The 15,648-nt window shown below is 69.6% G+C and carries 15 protein-coding genes and 1 pseudogene; 10 read left to right on the top strand and 6 right to left on the bottom strand.

Translation table 11 applies throughout. From position 1 onward, the window contains the following. Position 1 precedes the first annotated feature (1 nt). The 8 genes from OG819_RS48730 to OG819_RS48695 all read left to right on the top strand — a co-directional run bounded on the left by OG819_RS48730 (position 2) and on the right by OG819_RS48695 (position 9,235). Complete coding sequence (locus OG819_RS48730) at positions 2-958, top strand: ABC transporter permease (RefSeq protein ID WP_266656120.1); 957 nt, start codon at positions 2-4, stop codon at positions 956-958. Continuing rightward, on the top strand, positions 955-1,953 hold the full coding sequence (locus OG819_RS48725) for an ABC transporter permease (protein ID WP_266656118.1): 999 nt from the start codon (positions 955-957) through the stop codon (positions 1,951-1,953). The genes OG819_RS48730 and OG819_RS48725 overlap by 4 nt, the downstream gene beginning before the upstream one ends. Then, the gene (locus OG819_RS48720; protein ID WP_266656116.1) at positions 1,950-2,765 is read left to right on the top strand and encodes an ABC transporter ATP-binding protein; all 816 of its coding nucleotides are present in this window, start codon (positions 1,950-1,952) and stop codon (positions 2,763-2,765) included. Before OG819_RS48725 ends, OG819_RS48720 begins: the two co-directional genes overlap by 4 nt. Continuing rightward, entirely contained in the window at positions 2,762-3,604 is an 843-nt protein-coding gene (locus tag OG819_RS48715) for an ATP-binding cassette domain-containing protein (protein WP_323139451.1), read from the top strand. Before OG819_RS48720 ends, OG819_RS48715 begins: the two co-directional genes overlap by 4 nt. Continuing rightward, positions 3,601-4,890 (top strand): alpha/beta fold hydrolase, encoded by a 1,290-nt coding sequence (locus tag OG819_RS48710; RefSeq protein ID WP_266656114.1) that lies wholly within the window; start codon positions 3,601-3,603, stop codon positions 4,888-4,890. Before OG819_RS48715 ends, OG819_RS48710 begins: the two co-directional genes overlap by 4 nt. 5 nt (positions 4,891-4,895) lie before the next feature. Continuing rightward, entirely contained in the window at positions 4,896-6,248 is a 1,353-nt protein-coding gene (locus OG819_RS48705) for an aminopeptidase P family protein (protein ID WP_266638739.1), read from the top strand. Next, positions 6,245-8,899, top strand: coding sequence for a beta-L-arabinofuranosidase domain-containing protein (locus tag OG819_RS48700; RefSeq protein WP_266656112.1), 2,655 nt, complete (start codon positions 6,245-6,247; stop codon positions 8,897-8,899). Before OG819_RS48705 ends, OG819_RS48700 begins: the two co-directional genes overlap by 4 nt. A gap of 189 nt (positions 8,900-9,088) precedes the next feature. Then, positions 9,089-9,235 carry a DUF6221 family protein gene (locus OG819_RS48695; RefSeq protein ID WP_323139460.1) on the top strand — a complete coding sequence of 49 codons (147 nt, stop codon included), beginning with the start codon at positions 9,089-9,091 and terminating at the stop codon, positions 9,233-9,235. Positions 9,236-9,308: 73 nt separating this feature from the next. Here OG819_RS48695 and OG819_RS48690 read toward each other — a convergent pair. After that, positions 9,309-10,084: pseudogene (locus tag OG819_RS48690) on the bottom strand (IS982 family transposase); the annotation flags it as partial. A gap of 67 nt (positions 10,085-10,151) precedes the next feature. After that, a complete protein-coding gene (locus OG819_RS48685) occupies positions 10,152-10,532 on the bottom strand; it encodes a YrdB family protein (RefSeq protein WP_266638020.1) in 381 nt (126 codons plus the stop codon). A 336-nt stretch (positions 10,533-10,868) separates the two neighbouring features. On the opposite strand from OG819_RS48685, the gene OG819_RS48680 reads away from it, so the two are divergent. After that, positions 10,869-12,077 carry a competence protein CoiA family protein gene (locus OG819_RS48680; RefSeq protein WP_266656110.1) on the top strand — a complete coding sequence of 403 codons (1,209 nt, stop codon included), beginning with the start codon at positions 10,869-10,871 and terminating at the stop codon, positions 12,075-12,077. Between the two features lie 91 nt (positions 12,078-12,168). Here OG819_RS48680 and OG819_RS48675 read toward each other — a convergent pair whose 3' ends face one another. The 3 genes from OG819_RS48675 to OG819_RS48665 all read right to left on the bottom strand — a co-directional run bounded on the left by OG819_RS48675 (position 12,169) and on the right by OG819_RS48665 (position 13,961). Beyond that, positions 12,169-12,435, bottom strand: a complete 267-nt coding sequence (locus OG819_RS48675) for a hypothetical protein (protein ID WP_266638016.1) — start codon at positions 12,433-12,435, stop codon at positions 12,169-12,171. Next, positions 12,432-13,394, bottom strand: a complete 963-nt coding sequence (locus OG819_RS48670) for a hypothetical protein (protein WP_266638014.1) — start codon at positions 13,392-13,394, stop codon at positions 12,432-12,434. Before OG819_RS48670 ends, OG819_RS48675 begins: the two co-directional genes overlap by 4 nt. A gap of 174 nt (positions 13,395-13,568) precedes the next feature. After that, positions 13,569-13,961: a hypothetical protein gene (locus OG819_RS48665; RefSeq protein WP_266638012.1), complete on the bottom strand. Its 393-nt coding sequence runs from the start codon at positions 13,959-13,961 to the stop codon at positions 13,569-13,571. 141 nt (positions 13,962-14,102) lie between these two features. Here OG819_RS48665 and OG819_RS48660 point away from each other — a divergent pair, with 141 nt between their 5' ends. Then, complete coding sequence (locus OG819_RS48660) at positions 14,103-15,209, top strand: hypothetical protein (RefSeq protein ID WP_266638737.1); 1,107 nt, start codon at positions 14,103-14,105, stop codon at positions 15,207-15,209. On the opposite strand, the gene OG819_RS48655 is transcribed toward OG819_RS48660, so the two are convergent. Continuing rightward, positions 15,206-15,502 (bottom strand): hypothetical protein, encoded by a 297-nt coding sequence (locus tag OG819_RS48655; RefSeq protein ID WP_266638010.1) that lies wholly within the window; start codon positions 15,500-15,502, stop codon positions 15,206-15,208. The genes OG819_RS48660 and OG819_RS48655 overlap by 4 nt on opposite strands. Between the last annotated feature and the right edge of the window lie 146 nt (positions 15,503-15,648).

Genomic DNA, 15,648 nt, shown 5'->3' with positions numbered 1-15,648 from the left:
CATGACGATCGCGTCAACCGGTCCGCAGGTGCCGGAGGTGTCCGAACCGGGCACCGCCGGCACCACCCCCGGCCCTCGCTGGAGCGTGGCCCGCAGCCTGCTACGCGACCCGGTGGCCGTAGCCTGCCTCGGCTACATCGCACTGATCGTGCTCATGGCGGTGTTCGCACCTCTCATCGTCCGGGTCAGCGGCTGGGACCCGTACGAGTTCGACCAGAGCGCCATCGACCCCGACCTCGGCGGCATGCCCGCCGGGTCCTGGGGTGGCATCTCCGGGTCGCACTGGCTCGGTGTCGAGCCCGGCAGCGGCCGGGACGTCTTCGCCCGGATCGTGTACGGCGCCCGATCCTCGATGCTCATCGCCCTCAGCGCGACGCTGCTCACCACGGTGCTCGGCATGGTGTTCGGCCTGCTGGCCGGCTACTTCGGCGGCCGGATCGACATGCTGATCTCGCGGGTCATGGAGTTCCTGATGGCGTTCCCCGCGCTCATCTTCATGATTGCAGTGCTGTCCGCGCTGCCCGCGGACGACCGGCAGTACCTGCTGGTCGTGGTGATTTCGCTGTTCGGCTGGCCCTACCTGGCCCGGATCGTGCGAGGACAGACCATGTCGCTCAAGGAGCGCGAATTCGTCGAGGCGGCCCGCGCGTCCGGTGCCTCCCGCACCACCATCGTGTTCACCGAGATTCTGCCCAACCTGCGCTCGACCATCCTGGTCATGGTGACCATGGCGGTACCCGGTTACATCGGTACCGAGGCGGGGCTGTCCTTCCTCGGCGTCGGCCTGGTGCCGCCCACGCCGTCCTGGGGGCAGATGATCTCGAGTTCGGTGAGCTGGTATGCGGTGGTCCCCACGTACTTCCTGGTGCCGGGCGTCTTCCTGGCGCTGCTGGTGCTGTCCTTCATGGTCCTCGGCGACCACATCCGCACCGCCGCCGAGCCGGGAGGCCGCTCATGACCCGCTACGTCGTGCACCGCGTGCTGGGCATGCTGCTGGTGCTGTTCCTGGTCTGCGTGTTCACCTACATCATCTTCTTCGCCCTGTCGCCGGACCCGGCCGTGCAGATCTGTGGCAAGAACTGCACCCCGGAGCGCATCGACCAGATCCGCGCAAACCTCGGCCTGACCGACCCGTTCCTGACCCAGTTCCTGCACTTCCTGCAGGGGCTGTTCCTGGGCCGCGACTACGGCAGCGGCCCGTCCCCGGTGCACTGCCCGGCACCCTGCCTCGGCTACTCGTTCCAGACCTCGCAGTTCGTCACCGACATGATCGTGCAGCGGCTGCCGGTGACCGCGGTGGTCGCCGTCGGAGCGGCCGTGCTCTGGCTGTTCATGGGCGTGATCGGCGGTCTGCTCAGCGCCGTGCGCGAAGGCAAGGCCACCGACCGGTTCATCGCCGGGCTCACCCTGGGCGGCATGGCGATCCCAAACTACGTGCTCGCCCTCGCGCTGCAGTACGTGCTCGTGGTGTGGCTGCAGTGGCTGCCGTTCCCGCAGGCCGTGGCGTTTGCCGACGACCCGGGGCAGTGGTTCCTCAACTTCATCATGCCGTGGACGGTGCTGGCGATCGGCTACGCCTCGTCGTACACCCGGCTCACCCGGGCCAACGTCATCGACACCCTGGGCGAGAACTTCGTGCGGACCGCGAGAGCCAAGGGCCTGCGACCGGACCTGGTGTGGCGGCGGCACGCGCTGCGGCCGGCGCTGACCCCGATCGTCACGATCGCGGGCATGGACTTCGCCGGCCTGCTCGGCGGCGCGCTGATCACCGAGACGGTCTTCGGGATCAACGGCGTCGGCAAACTCGCGGCGGACTCCATCACCAAGAACGACCAGCCGGTGATCATGGCGGTGACGTTGCTCGCGGCGTTCTTCGTCGTGGTCGCCAACATGGCCGTCGACCTGGTGTACTCGGCGATCGACCCGCGGGTCAGAGTGGGAGTGGCGTCATGAGCGACCTGCTGCGCGTCCGCGACCTGACCGTCGCCTTCCATGGCGTGCCGGTGGTCGACGCCATCGACTTCGCCGTGCCGCCCGGCGGCACCCTCGGCATCGTCGGCGAGTCCGGCTCGGGCAAGTCGATGACCAGCCTCGCGATCATGGGGCTGCTCCCGAAGGGCGCCACCCGCGCCGGCAGTATCGAGTTCGACGGCGGCGAGCTCACCACGCTGAACGAACGCCGGATGCGAGCCGTTCGCGGCGACCGGATCGCGATGGTGTTCCAGGACCCGCTCTCCTCGCTGAACCCGTACTACACGGTGGGCACGCAGATCGCCGAGGCCTACCGGTCGCACCGCTCCGGCGTCAGCCGCCGAGCAGCCCGCAAGGCGGCGATCGAGGCGATGGAACGCGTGCACATCCGCGACGCGGCCCGCCGCGTCGACGAATACCCGCACCAGTTCTCCGGTGGCATGCGCCAGCGCGTGATGATCGCGATGGCGCTCAGCACCGAGCCCAGCCTGATCATCGCCGATGAGCCGACCACCGCGCTCGACGTCACCGTCCAGGCCCAGATCCTCGACCTGCTCGCCGAGGTACGCCGCGACACCGGTGCCGCGCTCATCCTCATCACCCACGACCTCGCCGTGGTCAGCGAGGTCACCGACACGCTGATCGTCATGCGGCACGGCAAGGTGGTCGAGTCCGGCACCGCCGAGCAGATCTTCTGCGACCCGCGGCACCCGTACACCCGGGCGCTGCTCGACGCGGTCCCGCGGATCGACGACGAGATCGGCGAACTGCAGACCCTGGGAGGCGACAGTTGAGCTCCGAACCATTGCTGCGGGCCCGGGACCTGGTCAAGGAATTCCCCATCGCGGGTACGGCCGGCCTGCTGCGCCCCGCGCGCAAGTTCACCGCCGTCGACACCGTCTCCTTCGAGCTGCACGCGGGCAGAACCCTCGCGCTGGTGGGGGAGTCCGGGTCGGGCAAGTCGACCACCGCGCGGCTCGCCGCCCGGCTGATCGACGTCACGTCGGGCAGCGTCCACCTCGACGGCCGCGACATCACCGCTCTGCACGGGCACGACCTGCTGGAGGTACGCCGCCAGGTACAGGTCGTGTTCCAGGATCCGTTCTCGTCGCTCAACCCCCGGCACACCGTCGAACGGATCGTCACCGCGCCCCTGCGCTACCAGAAACGGCCGATTCCCGGAGGCACCCGGACGGTCGCCCGCGAGCTCATGGAACGGGTAGGGCTCGACCCCGATCACGTCGGTCGCTACCCCGCGCAGTTCTCCGGCGGGCAGGCACAACGTATCGGCATCGCCCGCGCACTCGCCGTGAGCCCCCGCATACTGGTCTGCGACGAGGCGGTCTCGGCGCTCGACGTCTCAGTGCAGGCGCAGATCATCAACCTGCTGCGCGAACTGCAGCGCGAGGAGGGCTTCGGCTGCCTGTTCATCGCCCATGACCTCGCCGTGGTCCGGCAGATCGCCACCAGCGTCGCGGTGATGACGGCAGGCCGCGTGGTGGAGGCCGGCGACCGGGACGCGGTCTTCGACGACCCGCAGCACGAGTACACCCGCAAACTGCTGGCCGCCGTGCCGCGGATCCGCCCCGAGTGGGACGCGCGCCGACGCAACGCGACCGGAGCCACCTCATGAACCCGGTGGAATACCCCCTGCCCGGCGCCTGGGTCCGCGAGTTCACCGTCGCCGCGCCACTGGACTGGTCCGACCCCGGCGGCGAGAGCATCGAGCTGTTCGTCCGGGAGTTCACCGACCCCGAACGCCGCCACGACGACCTGCCGCTGCTGACCTATCTGCAGGGCGGCCCCGGCGGCGCCAACCCCCGGCCCGCCCCGGTGGGAGGCTGGCTGCCCGAGGCCCTGCCGCACTACCGGGTCGTTCTGGCCGACCAGCGCGGCACCGGGCGCAGCACCCCTGTCGACGGCACCGACATCGCAGGTTTCCCCGACGCCCGTGCGGCCGCGGACCACCTGCTGCACTTCCGGGCCGACTCGATCGTGCGCGACCTCGAACACGTCCGGACCCGGTGCTACGACGGCAAGCGGTGGGCCACCCTCGGGCAGAGCTTCGGCGGGTGGATCACCCTGACCTACCTGTCGCACGCCTCCGAGGCACTGACCGCCTGCTACGTCTGCGGCGGGATCCCCGGCACACCGCCCGATCCGGACGAGGTCTACCGGCGCACGTTCGACCGGGTGGCCGGCAAGACCGCCGACTTCTACCGGCGCTACCCGCAGGACGTCGCCGCGGTGGCGGCGATCGCCGACCGGCTCGCCGCCGGTGACGTGACGCTGCCCGACGGCTCGCCGCTGTCGGTGCGCCGGTTCCAGACCCTGGGCGGGGACCTCGGCTTCGGAGCCGGCCACCAGGGCCTGCACTGGCTGGTCTCCGAGGCGATCCGCCGCGACGGCCGGCTCGACGGCGAGTTCCTGGAGACAGTGCTGGTCAAGACGTCGAACGCGAGGAACCCGCTGTTCTGGACCCTCCAAGAGTCGATCTACGGCGACGGCGCGAACGGTCCCTTCCGCTGGTCGGCCCAGCGCGAACGGGACCGTCGGCCGGAGTTCGCCGAAGACCGCCGGCCACTGCTGTTCACCTCGGAGATGACGTTTCCGTGGATGTTCGAGGAGGTCCGGGCGCTGCGGCCGTTCGCTCCCGCGATGGCCGAGCTCGCCGAGCAGAAGGTCTGGAGCCCGCTCTACGACCCGGCCCGGCTCGCGGCCAACGACGTCCCGCTGGCCGCCGCCGTGTACGCCGACGACCTGTTCGTCGACGCCGGGCTACAGCGCGACACCCTGACCCGGGTCGGCAACGCGCAGACCTGGGTGACCAACGAGTACGAACACGACGGCATCACCGACGGCCGGGTGTTCCGTCGGCTGCGGGAGATGGTCCGCGACCGAGGAGGCGAAAAGCGTTGACCGAGATGACCACCCCGCCGTACGCGGGGACGAAGCTGCCGCGGCTGGCCGACGAAAGCCCCGGCTTCCTGGCCCGCATCGGGCAGGGCTGGGCCGAACGCGACGTCCCGGCGCCGGTGAGTCCGGCCGCGGCACGGGCGGCGGCCGAGCACCGGGCCCGGCTGAGCGCCTGCCTGCCGGACCGGACCCTGGTCCTGTCGGCGGGCCGCGCCCGGCACCGCAACGGCGACGCGGACTACCCGTTCCGGGTGGACAGCGACTTCCTCTGGGCCACCTCGTGCCAGATCGAGGGCGCGGTCCTGGTGATGAAGCCGCGGCCGGGCGGCCACGACGCGGTGCTGTACATGCCGGCTCCGGCCCGGCCCGGCGAACGTGACTTCCACGCCAGTGCGGCGCACGGGGAACTGTGGGTCGGCCCGTCGGCGGGGCTCGCGGCGTGGTCGGCCGCGCTGGATCTGCCGGTGCGGCCGATCGGCGACCTCGGTGAGCAGCACGTCGGCCAACCGGACGAACTGCGTACGGTGCTCTCCGACCTTCGCATGATCAAGGACGACTGGGAGATCGCACAGCTGCGCGAGGCCGTGGACCACACGGTCACCGGATTCGCCGCCGTCGCCGACGAGATCCCGCGCGCCGTCACCGAGGACCTGGGGGAGCGCTGGCTGCAGGGCACCTTCGACCGGCACGCCCGCACCTTCGGCAACGGGCCCGGCTACAACACCATCGTCGGCTCCGGTGAGCACGCGCCGATCCTGCACTGGGTCCGCTGCGACGGCCCGGTCCGGCCCGGCGAGACGCTGCTGCTGGACATGGGCGTCGAAGCGAACTCGCTGTACACCGCGGACGTGACCCGGACGATACCGGTGGGCGGCACCTTCACGCCCGCCCAGCGCCGGGTGCACGACCTGGTCGAGGCCGCGCACCGCGCCGGTATGGACCAGGTACGCCCCGGCGCCACCTACACCGACTTCCACTTCGCCGCCATGGAGGTTCTGGCCCGCGGGCTGTACGACTGGGGGCTGCTACCGGTCTCGGTCGACGAGGCGCTCGCACCCGAGGGCCAGCAGCACCGCCGCTACATCGTCTGCGGTATCGGCCACCACCTGGGCCTGGACGTGCATGACTGCGGCTCGTCGTCGTACGAGCAGTACCAAGATGCGCCGCTGCGGCCCGGCATGGTGCTGACGGTCGAGCCCGGACTGTACTTCCACGCCCACGACGAGACCCTGCCCCCGGAATTGCGCGGAATCGGCGTACGCCTGGAGGACGACCTCCTGGTCACCGGGACCGGGCACGAGGTGCTGTCGGGTGCGCTGCCGATCGACGCCACCGGACTCGAGAAGTGGGCGGCCCGATGACCGGCGCGCAGCCCTTCGCCCTGCGGGACGTGGACCTGCTCGACGGAGTGCACTCCCGGACCCGGGACCAGATGCTGCATCTCGCCAGGGTGTTCCCGGTGGACCGGGTGCTCGCGGTCTTCCGGGCCAACGCGGGGCTCGACACCCACGGGGCGCTGCCCCCGGGCACCTGGGAGGACTTCGGTCATCCCGACGAGCGAGCGTGGTCCGAGGCCGACTACCCCGGACCGGGCGTGGCACCCACGGCGAGCCTACTGCGCGGGCACTACGCGGGGCACTTCCTGTCGATGCTGTCGCTGGCGTACGCCTCGACCGGCGAGGAAGTCCTGCTGAGCAAGACGAACGAGATGGTCGCGGGCCTGGCCGAGGTGCGCGACGCGCTGGCGGCGACCGGGCGTTACAGCCATCCGGGATTTCTGGCGGCGTACGGCGAGTGGCAGTTCTCGCGGCTGGAGGACCTGGCGCCGTACGGGGAGATCTGGGCGCCGTACTATACGTGCCACAAGATCATGGCGGGGCTGCTGGACACGTACGAGCTGACGGGCTCCCAGCAGGCGCTGCAGATCGTCACCGGCATGGGCCACTGGGTGGCCGGCCGGGTTCTGCGGCTGGAACGTGCGCAGCTGCAGCGCATGTGGTCGCTCTACATCGCCGGCGAGTTCGGTGGCATGAACGAGACCATGGCGAAACTGCACCGGATCACCGGCGAGCCGTCGTTTCTGCGCACCGCCGGGGCATTCGAGGTCGACAGCATGCTCGACGCCGCGGTCGAGGGCCGTGACGTGCTCGACGGCATGCACGCCAACCAGCACCTCCCGATGCTCGTCGGGCACCTTGACCAGTACGACGCCACCGGCGACCGCCGCTACCTCAACGCGGTGGTCGCCCTCTGGGACCAGATCGTGCCCGGCCGGACCTTCGCGCACGGCGGCACCGGCGAGGGCGAACTGTGGGGACCCGCAGACACCGTGGCCGGGTTCGTCAAGCGGCGCAACGCCGAGACCTGCGCCACCTACAACCTGCTGAAGATCGCCCGTTCGCTGTTCGGGCACACTCTCGACGGCCGGTACGCCGACTACGCCGAGCGCGCCTCGCTCAACCACATCGTCGGCTCCCGCGCGGACGTCACCTCGGACACCAGCCCCGAGGTCCTGTACATGTACCCGGTGGACCCGGGCGCCATCCGCGAGTACGACAACGTCGGCACCTGCTGCGGCGGCACCGGCCTGGAGAGCCACGTCAAACACCAGGAATCGGTGTGGTTCCACGCACCCGGGCACCTCTACGTAACGCAATACGTACCCTCGCGGCTGCGCTACGCCGACGGGGAGGTGATCCTACGGACCCGGTACCCCCGCGACGGGAAGGTGGCGCTCGAGTTCGGACTCGCCTTCTCAGGCAAGCTGCACCTGCGCATCCCGCCCTGGGCCGCCGACATTCATGTCGACGGCGTGGAGACGCCGGTGCCGGACACCGGATTCGTGACACTGCAACGCGATTTCCGCCCCGGCGACATCGTCGAGCTCGACCTGCCGATGCCACTGCGGCTGGTGCCCACCCCCGACGACCCCACCCTGGTCAGCCTGGAACTCGGCCCCACGGTGATGCTCGCGCGCGACGACGCCACCACCACCCTGCCGATCGCGGCGGCCGCCCGTCGGCGTCTCGACGGCAGCATCGCCGGGCACACCACCGACGGCGACCTGGTCTCGGTGCTCGGCCGGACCTTCGAACCGGCCTGGTCCGGCGGCGACCACCGCTACCACATGTACCTGCGCCTGGCCGACCCGGAGATCGCCTTCCTGGGCAGCGCACCCGGGGTACCCGACCGCCATGACTCCGACGGCTGGTCGTTCCTCACCGGACTGTGGGCGGACGGCGGATACGGCGACGTCGCCGCGTTCTTCACCGCAGTCCACCGGGGGGTGGTGCGGGCGGCCCGGTCCGGGCTGCTGAGCCGGGACGAGGCGGTCGCGGTGCTCATGGCAGCCGCCGCGAGTACCCTCGACGGCCCGGCCGTGCCCCGCCGCGGTGTCGTCGGCCCGGACTCGGCGGACGTACCGCGCGTGACCCGGCTGACCTCTGCGGACGGGCAGCCGGTCGAGGACGTCGTCGAGTGGTCGCTCCCGGCGGACGTCGGCGTGGGAGATCCGCTGCCTGTGGTCCGGGTGGAGGTGACCGGCGACCGTGCCCCGTCCGGGTGGTACACCCGCGAGCCGGGCTTTACGGTGACCTCGGTCTCGCCCGCCACTCTGGAGGCCGCGGTGGGCAAGGACACGTGGCAGCCCGCAACCGGCGTGATCGCGCTGGACCGCGAGGGCCGGCACGTGCTCCGGGGCCGGGCCACCGACTCTTCCGGCCGGGTCGTCCACGCCACTCGCGAGGTCGCCGTGGACACGCGGCCCCCGTCGGTGCGTGCCAAGGTCCGTCCGCTCGGACCGAGCAACGTTGAGGTGACCCTCTACGCCGACGACGACGTGTCCGGCGTGGACCGTGTCCAATGGCGTACCCCGGAGACGTTCTGGGGCATCTATCAGGAGCCGTTCACCAGGGCGCTGCGCGACGAGCCACAGATCCTGGAGTTCACCGCCACCGACCGTGCCGGGAACACCACACCGATCCAGCGGGTGACGTTGCCGCCGCTGCCGTGAGAATCCCGAGTAATTTTCCCGAACCGAAACGTGCCGAAAGGGTTTTCGCAGGTCAGTGTCAACAGTAATAGATGTCCGTCTGCCAGTGTTGGCCTGCAAGTGCTCACCGGAGGCCAGCTTCGCGGAGACGGCAAGCGGCGTATCGCTCCGGCCGCGGGCACTGTCGTGCTGGATCTCACGGCGGGGCCGATGCTCGACCTGGTCGACATGCCGGCTCGGGAGTACGAGGCGATGGATCCCTCTGACACTCGCTTGGCTGGTCTTCGTTATGCCCTCCGCGTGCTCGCGCAGTCGTACGCCGAGCAGCCCGATTACCGGGCAGAGTGGCGACCCTAGAACCTGGTCCAAAGGGAAGCAATGGAGCGTCACAAGATCCCCGACAGAGCCGAATTGCGTGATCGTCCACACGAGTGCGGCCGCCGTGCTGTTCCAGGCCCAACTGTCCCTTGAGCGTGTCGTTCACAGACTCGATCAGCTGGCGTGCGGACTTGAGCAGTCTCTCGCCCTTGCGCTTCTTCTCCCGCTTGAACGACGGCCTCAGCAGCTCGATGCCCCGCATCGCGAGATCGTTCTCGAACTCCTTGGAGGCGAAGCCCTTGTCGGAGATCAGGAGGAGTCCGGGCCTGTCTGTGACCAGGCCGGCCTCGACGTCAAGCATGGACTGCAGTACTTCGCGCTCATCCATCTTCGGGTTCGCAAGGGCCACAGGATCGGCATGCCAACCGGCGTGCAAACCAGGTACAGGCGTAGGCCCCAGAAGAACCGGGAGTGGGACGCGCAATACCCATATCCGGCCCAGCCCACCATCTCTGAACGTTTCGCTGTCGGCCGGGACATCCCGCACGGCACTGGTGTCGAGTCGACGATCCAGTGGTTGTCGAACCAGAAGTCCGTGTCCACGGCGAGCATCCGTATCGCCTTCTTCACCAGTGGCAATGCCGCCTTGAGGCGCTTGTTGTACCCGGACTGCTGCGGCAGGTACGGGAACATCGCGGCCAAGTGCGTGTGCGCGTACCGCAACCAGCGCGTCTCGGAATGGAAGCCGAGCAGCGCCTGCGCGACCGCGAGGGTGACCAGCTCGGCATCGGTCAGCTGCGGCGGCCTACCCATCCAACGGCTGGCTTCCAGCTCATCATCGACCTTCACGTACAGCGCGGTCAGCAGAGTGTCCAGGTCATTCGTCACGCAACGATCTTGGACACCCTCTGTGTGTTCCCGAACGCACCGCCAACCTGATATGGCTGGGGCGGACTCAATGCCTGACCAGCCACAAGACCCGGTCCCACGACAGAAGGTGGTACACGACCAGCACACCGGCGAGCATCACGGCGAGAGTGCGGGATCCCGCCGCGTGCAACGCCGCCGCACCGCCGAAGAACACAGCCAGCTCCAGCAGGAACCGCAGCGGACCAGGTGTCGCAATCACGGTCTTCCCGGACCGGGATGCATCGTCTGGGGTGGCGAAGACTCCCCACAGCACGGCCACGATCAGGGGAACGGCAACCACGCAGACATACCGCAGGGAACCAGGCACGACAGCCCATGCCCAGAGCCCGAAGCACACCAGAGCCACCAGCTCCAACACGAACCTCACACCGAGAGACAACGGGTGAAAGCCATACCCGGACGACATACGCGCAGTTCCCTCCGTCGTAGTCCCTCCAGGATCACAGACCGCCGCACGGGAAGTTCAAGAACCACCAGATCAGACATCGGACTTATTCGTCTAGTCCGCGCCGGGAGGAGTGCGACGCGCTCCACTTCGTGAATGATCACGCCTCCACCCCACTCTGGGCTTGTTCGACGCGGTTTGCGAACACGCTGGGGCCTCGGGCGACACCCCGAAGATGTGCGTCCAGGAACCGATCGGTTGATGACCGGGGTCACTGCAGCAGGCCAGCAGGCGGTGACGACGGCTACTCGGCCGAGACGATGGGCGGACAACGCCACGACATGGGGGAGGAGCGCTGTGAGTTTCACTGCCGTACATGCGGAACGGGGTCGTCTGGACGCCTCGCTGCCGGACCTCGGCTGCGGCTGGGAGTGGGCCGCGATCCACCGCGTGCGGCCGCCGGCCCCGCTCGCGTGTCCAGAGTGCGGCCACGGGATGCACGCCAAGGTGTCGAGCCTGGGCCTGCGGTTCTTCGCCCATACGCCTGGGGCTCCGACGTGCGCGCTGGCGGAGGAGTCCATGGCCCACCACCTACTCAAGCTGGAGCTTGCCCAGGCGGCCCGCGCGGCCGGATGGATGGCCGAGCTAGAGGTGAGCGGGCCGGACGGCAGTTGGCGGGCGGACGTCCTCTCCTCCACAGCCAGCGGCCGCCGGATCGCCCTGGAGGCGCAGCTGGCCAGCATCACCGCCTCCGAAATCCGCGCCCGCACCGAGCTGATGAGCGCTCACGGAGTCCGTTCCTGTTGGTTCAGCGACCGCAGTCGCATCCCCTGGCTGGGCATTGTCCCCTCGGTACGGCTGGCCCGGCAGGGGAACGACCTGGTCGCCGTCGAGCCCATGGCCCGGTTCAGCGGTGCCTACTGGGACCCAGAGCCGTCCATACCGTTCGCCGAGTTCATGGACAGGCTCCTCACCTCGCGCTTCGTTGCACATGCCCCGCGGAGTCCGCAGCGGCACACAACGCGGCCCGTGAGGACGCTGTGGGCATCGCCCCGGTGTGTCCTGGCGGAGGCAAAAAAGCTGCGCGAGGAGGACGAGCAGCAGCGCGGGGCGAGGGAGGAGGAGGCTCGCGCCGAACGGCGCGGGTACGCGCGACAGGAGGCCAAGGTGGCCGAACTTATGGCACGCACTGACCCCGACCGGGCGGCCCTGGCCCGGCACTCGGCCCGGCTGCCCGGGATCGAGCGCGCCATCGCCCAGCTTGCCGACCTGTACCGCACCCGCGTGACCGTCGGCTGGAGTGTCGGAGACAGCCGGTACTCCTGCGGCGTCCCGCTCGTCAACGACAGCGGGGGCCTGCTGGCCGTTTTCGACCCGCTGCCGCAGTCCGGCCCCTGTCCCGCGTTCCTCTTGGACGTCGGCCTGTCGCTGTTCTTCCATACGGAGGAGCGACGCGAGCGCTTCGAGCAGTACCGGGCCGTCGGTGAGCGAATACGGGCCAGCTACTCCGCCGACTCCTCTGACCGCACCGATGAGGGCCCGCCTCTTCAAGCTCCACCTTGTTGAACGGGCTTGTCGGACTCGCGACCCCCTCCGCCAACGCTCAGCCCCCTGTCCGGCAACCGATCGGTTGCCGGACAGAACTCTGCCTCGGTGGCTACCGCGCGGTGCGCAGCAGGTCCCGTCGTACGGTGACTATGGCCCGCCACCGGGCGCGGGTGGCTCCTTCGCCGTCCAGCCAGCGCGGCGGGGTGTGGTCGGCGGGCAGCGGCAGGTCGGCCATGAAGTGCGCGATGTCGGTGTAGCAGGCGAATGTGCCGTCGCTCGTCTGCTCGCGGAGCCGGGCAATGGTGGCGTTCAGCGCCTCGTGGTCGTCGAGGACGGCCTGGTGGAAGGCGACGGCGACTTCGAGGGTGGGCGTCATGGAGGTGAGGCCCGCGACGTCGAGTTCGGTGCGCAGGGTGCGGGCGCGTCTTCGATGGCCGGGCTGCCGGCGTCGCGGATGAGGGAGGCGATGGCGGCGTTGATGGTCGTGGCGCGCAGGTCGAGGCCGGCGAGGAGCTGTTCGGCGAGGTCGAGTTCGTCGTCGGCCTGACGGGGGTCGACGAACGCGAGGGCGAGGGCGCGCAGGGCCTGGTTGTGGGCGGCTTCGCCGGCTTTGGCGTGCTGTTCGGCTTCGTGGCGCCCGGCCAGGTACGTCTCGGCTGCGCGTTGTGGTTCTCCCTGGATCCAGTACAGGTCGCCGAGGACGCGCTGGTGGCGGCCCTCCCAGCCGAGGGCCTGTGCGGCGGTGAGCGTGGTCGGGAAGTCGCCGGCCAGCCGGGCGGCCTGGGCCAGTCCGCGGCGGGCGGCCGGGGCCAGGCGGCCCCCGCCGTCGGCCACCTGCTGGTATCCGCGGCGTGAGTCCTCGGTGCGTCCGGTGTCGCGGAGCGCTTTGGCCCGGTAGTAGACCGGCATCTCCTGCAGCTCGGCGGGCAGCAGGCCGGAGTCGATGACGGCGGTGAGCCGCTCGACGGTGCGGGCTCGGTGCTCGCGTTGGCGGCGGGCCAGGGTGCTGAGGGTTTCGACCAGGGCGTCGGCTGGCGTCGACAGTACGGCGCTCTCGTGGCCGTGGGCGGGCGGCGCGAGTGGCTCCCACACGGAGTCGCCGACGTAGGCGAAGGCGGCCTCGGTGAGCCAGCCCAGTTGGTCGAGGGTGAAGTTGCGGGCCACGCGCAGGCCTTGCCGCAGTACGCCGATCAGCACGGTGCGTTCGCGGCGTGGCCCATGGGCCCACTCTTGTCCGAGGGCGGTCAGCGCGCGCAGGGCGGCCCGCTGCCAGTCGTGCTCGGACCACCGGTCGTCGGTGTGGTCCTCGGCGTTGCGGATCGCGGAGCGCACCACCTGGTGAAGGTGGTAGGGCCACAGTCCCGTGAGGTCTTCGCGGATGAGGGGGCGTTCGGTCAGCCGCAGGGCCGCGGCATCGTGGGTGAGGCCGGCGGCTTGGGTGGCCAGCGGTAGGTACCGAGAAGGCGTCGAGCAGGGACACCGAGCGCAGCACGTGGCGTTCGTCGCTGGTCAGGTCGCTGAGGGTGCGGGGATCAGGGCGGGGAAGTCGCCGAAGTCGTCCGGCTGCGGTACGCGTCCGTTGCGCCGTATCTCCAGGAACCGCATGACGGCCAGATCGAGGTAGAGGGGCAGGCCGTGGGAGCGTTCGGTGATGGCGTGGCGTAGCTGCGGACCGATCAGCGGCTGCCCGTTGTGGGCGAGGCGGTCGGAGAGGTGGTCGTCGCAGTCTTCGGGGGAGAAGTCGCCTTTACCGACCGCTCGATCGACCGCGATGTCCGCTACCTGCGCTGACGCGTCACGTACGTGTAAGCAATGGCAGAGTTGTGCACGACGGCCGCGATCGCGTAGCCGCAAGCGGCCCCACGTCAGCGCCCAGAACGGCACCTCGTCGTCGGCGTCCACAGTGAGCGCGGCGTGTGCACGATCGACGTCGGTGAGAGCGGCAGGACGTTGGCGGGTCCTGACCGCGTGATGGACGCGAAAACATGTTGGCTGGCTGCCGCCGAGGTGCGAAGATGCGCCTGTTTCTCATGCGGAGGGTCTTTGTTCGTTTTCGTCTGTGCGAGTTGCGATACCGAGTTGACCGTCCCGTTGTCCCAGGTCTCCCTTCCGCCCCACGCCCGTCAGAGTTACGGGAACGGGGTCCAGCTTCCGGTGCTAATGGAGCCGGGGACGTTCGCCGTGGACCCGGACCCCTGGGGAGGACCGTGGCGGATGTGGGACGAGATCGACCCGGGAGAGGCGGAGGCGCGCGGCATCTACGCGCCGGTCTACGCCCTGTCCGACAGTGCGCCCGGGGCGAGTGTCATCGCGCCTGGTGATATCCGCGGAACCCGGCTGATGCCCGAGAAGCGCGGTGGTGCCTGCTGTGGCCTCGACGGGGCTGACGGCCCCAACTTGGCCTGCGTGACGTGCGGCCTGCCTGTGGCGACCAGGATCGACGACTGCTCGCTCTGGCAGGCAGTGCGGCTCAGCTCAGACGCCGTGTACCGCTTCCTCCTTGACGGTGTCGACGCTGCGCCGCTCTCCTGGAAGGAGCTGACGGAGAAGGGGGAGAGCACGCCCCCGTTCGAGCCGATTGCCACGTGGGGAGGACGGCTCGGGTCGAGTCACTACTGGTCGTGGAGTCCTCAATGGGAGGCGGCAGCTGGCCAGGCGCTCGCCCACCTGCTGGTGGCTTCCGAAGGGCAGCCGGTGAAGGTCCCGGACGGCCTGACCACGGACGTGTTCCAACGCGCGCTCGACGCCATGCTGCCCGCGGGCCCGCCGAAACGTCGCGCCGTCCTGGCTGGACCGGGACGGCCCGCTCCCGACGCAGCCGTCGACATCCTCCTGGTACCGGTCCATCCGCAGACGGGTCAGACTTGGACCCCGGCCAGCCCGGCTGCATCGGCATACCCGGTGCCGCTGCCGCTCGGGGTGTGGCTGTGGTTGACCTCTCCCCAGCCGAACTTTCCGGTTCCCGCGTCGGGCGGCATACCCCAGGACGTCCTCCGCGATGACCCGCTCCCACCGCGCCCCAATTACCTGTTCCGGGCCGACCGGGGATCGTTCCAGCACACCCTGGTCCGGCTACCAGCCGTTCGCAGCCCGTGGCTGCGTGAGATTCTTGCGAATCTCACGCAGTACACGTCCACCGGCCTTTTCTAGCGCTCAGGAGAGGGCGGCGTCACGCCCCTACGAGTCACGACGGCGGCGCGGGCGGCCTGCTGGTGTTCCAGTAGCTGGATCTCAAGATCGGCAACACGCTTGTCGGCGAACCGCAGGTTGGAGCGGGCTCCTTCGAGTCGTTCCTGGAGTGAGCGGTGCTCTTGTGCCAGCTGGTCCAGGCGGCGCTTGAGGGAGGCGTTCTCGGCGCGGAGGGCCGGGGCGGAGTCTGCGGGGGCCGTCCGACGCCCGGCGCCGGACCTCGAGCACGCGTCCGACGCCCCGAGACGATTCAAGAGGAGATGTGACCGATGCCACACATGGACTGAATCGCGAGCTATTTTCATCAACTTGACATTCGATCAAGTCGGCCCGAGCTGCGGGCAGTTGCTACAAGCCCTCTGCCCCCCCCCGCAGCCCCCGGTAGTATCCATATTTGTCT

The sequence above is a fragment of the Streptomyces sp. NBC_01549 genome (assembly GCF_026339955.1).
In the GTDB taxonomy this organism is placed as follows: Bacteria; Actinomycetota; Actinomycetes; order Streptomycetales; family Streptomycetaceae; genus Streptomyces.
Note: the sequence above shows the minus strand (reverse complement) of the source record. Positions and strands in the feature narration are given on the sequence as shown.

Coding starts and splice junctions, on each gene's coding strand:
- OG819_RS48710 (WP_266656114.1), top strand. CDS start 3,601: ATGAACCCGGTGGAATACCCCCTGCCCGGCGCCTGGGTCCGCGAGTTC.
- OG819_RS48730 (WP_266656120.1), top strand. CDS start 2: ATGACGATCGCGTCAACCGGTCCGCAGGTGCCGGAGGTGTCCGAACCG.
- OG819_RS48685 (WP_266638020.1), bottom strand. CDS start 10,532: ATGTCGTCCGGGTATGGCTTTCACCCGTTGTCTCTCGGTGTGAGGTTC.
- OG819_RS48720 (WP_266656116.1), top strand. CDS start 1,950: ATGAGCGACCTGCTGCGCGTCCGCGACCTGACCGTCGCCTTCCATGGC.
- OG819_RS48675 (WP_266638016.1), bottom strand. CDS start 12,435: ATGACGCCCACCCTCGAAGTCGCCGTCGCCTTCCACCAGGCCGTCCTC.
- OG819_RS48705 (WP_266638739.1), top strand. CDS start 4,896: ATGACCACCCCGCCGTACGCGGGGACGAAGCTGCCGCGGCTGGCCGAC.
- OG819_RS48695 (WP_323139460.1), top strand. CDS start 9,089: ATGCTCGACCTGGTCGACATGCCGGCTCGGGAGTACGAGGCGATGGAT.
- OG819_RS48725 (WP_266656118.1), top strand. CDS start 955: ATGACCCGCTACGTCGTGCACCGCGTGCTGGGCATGCTGCTGGTGCTG.
- OG819_RS48700 (WP_266656112.1), top strand. CDS start 6,245: ATGACCGGCGCGCAGCCCTTCGCCCTGCGGGACGTGGACCTGCTCGAC.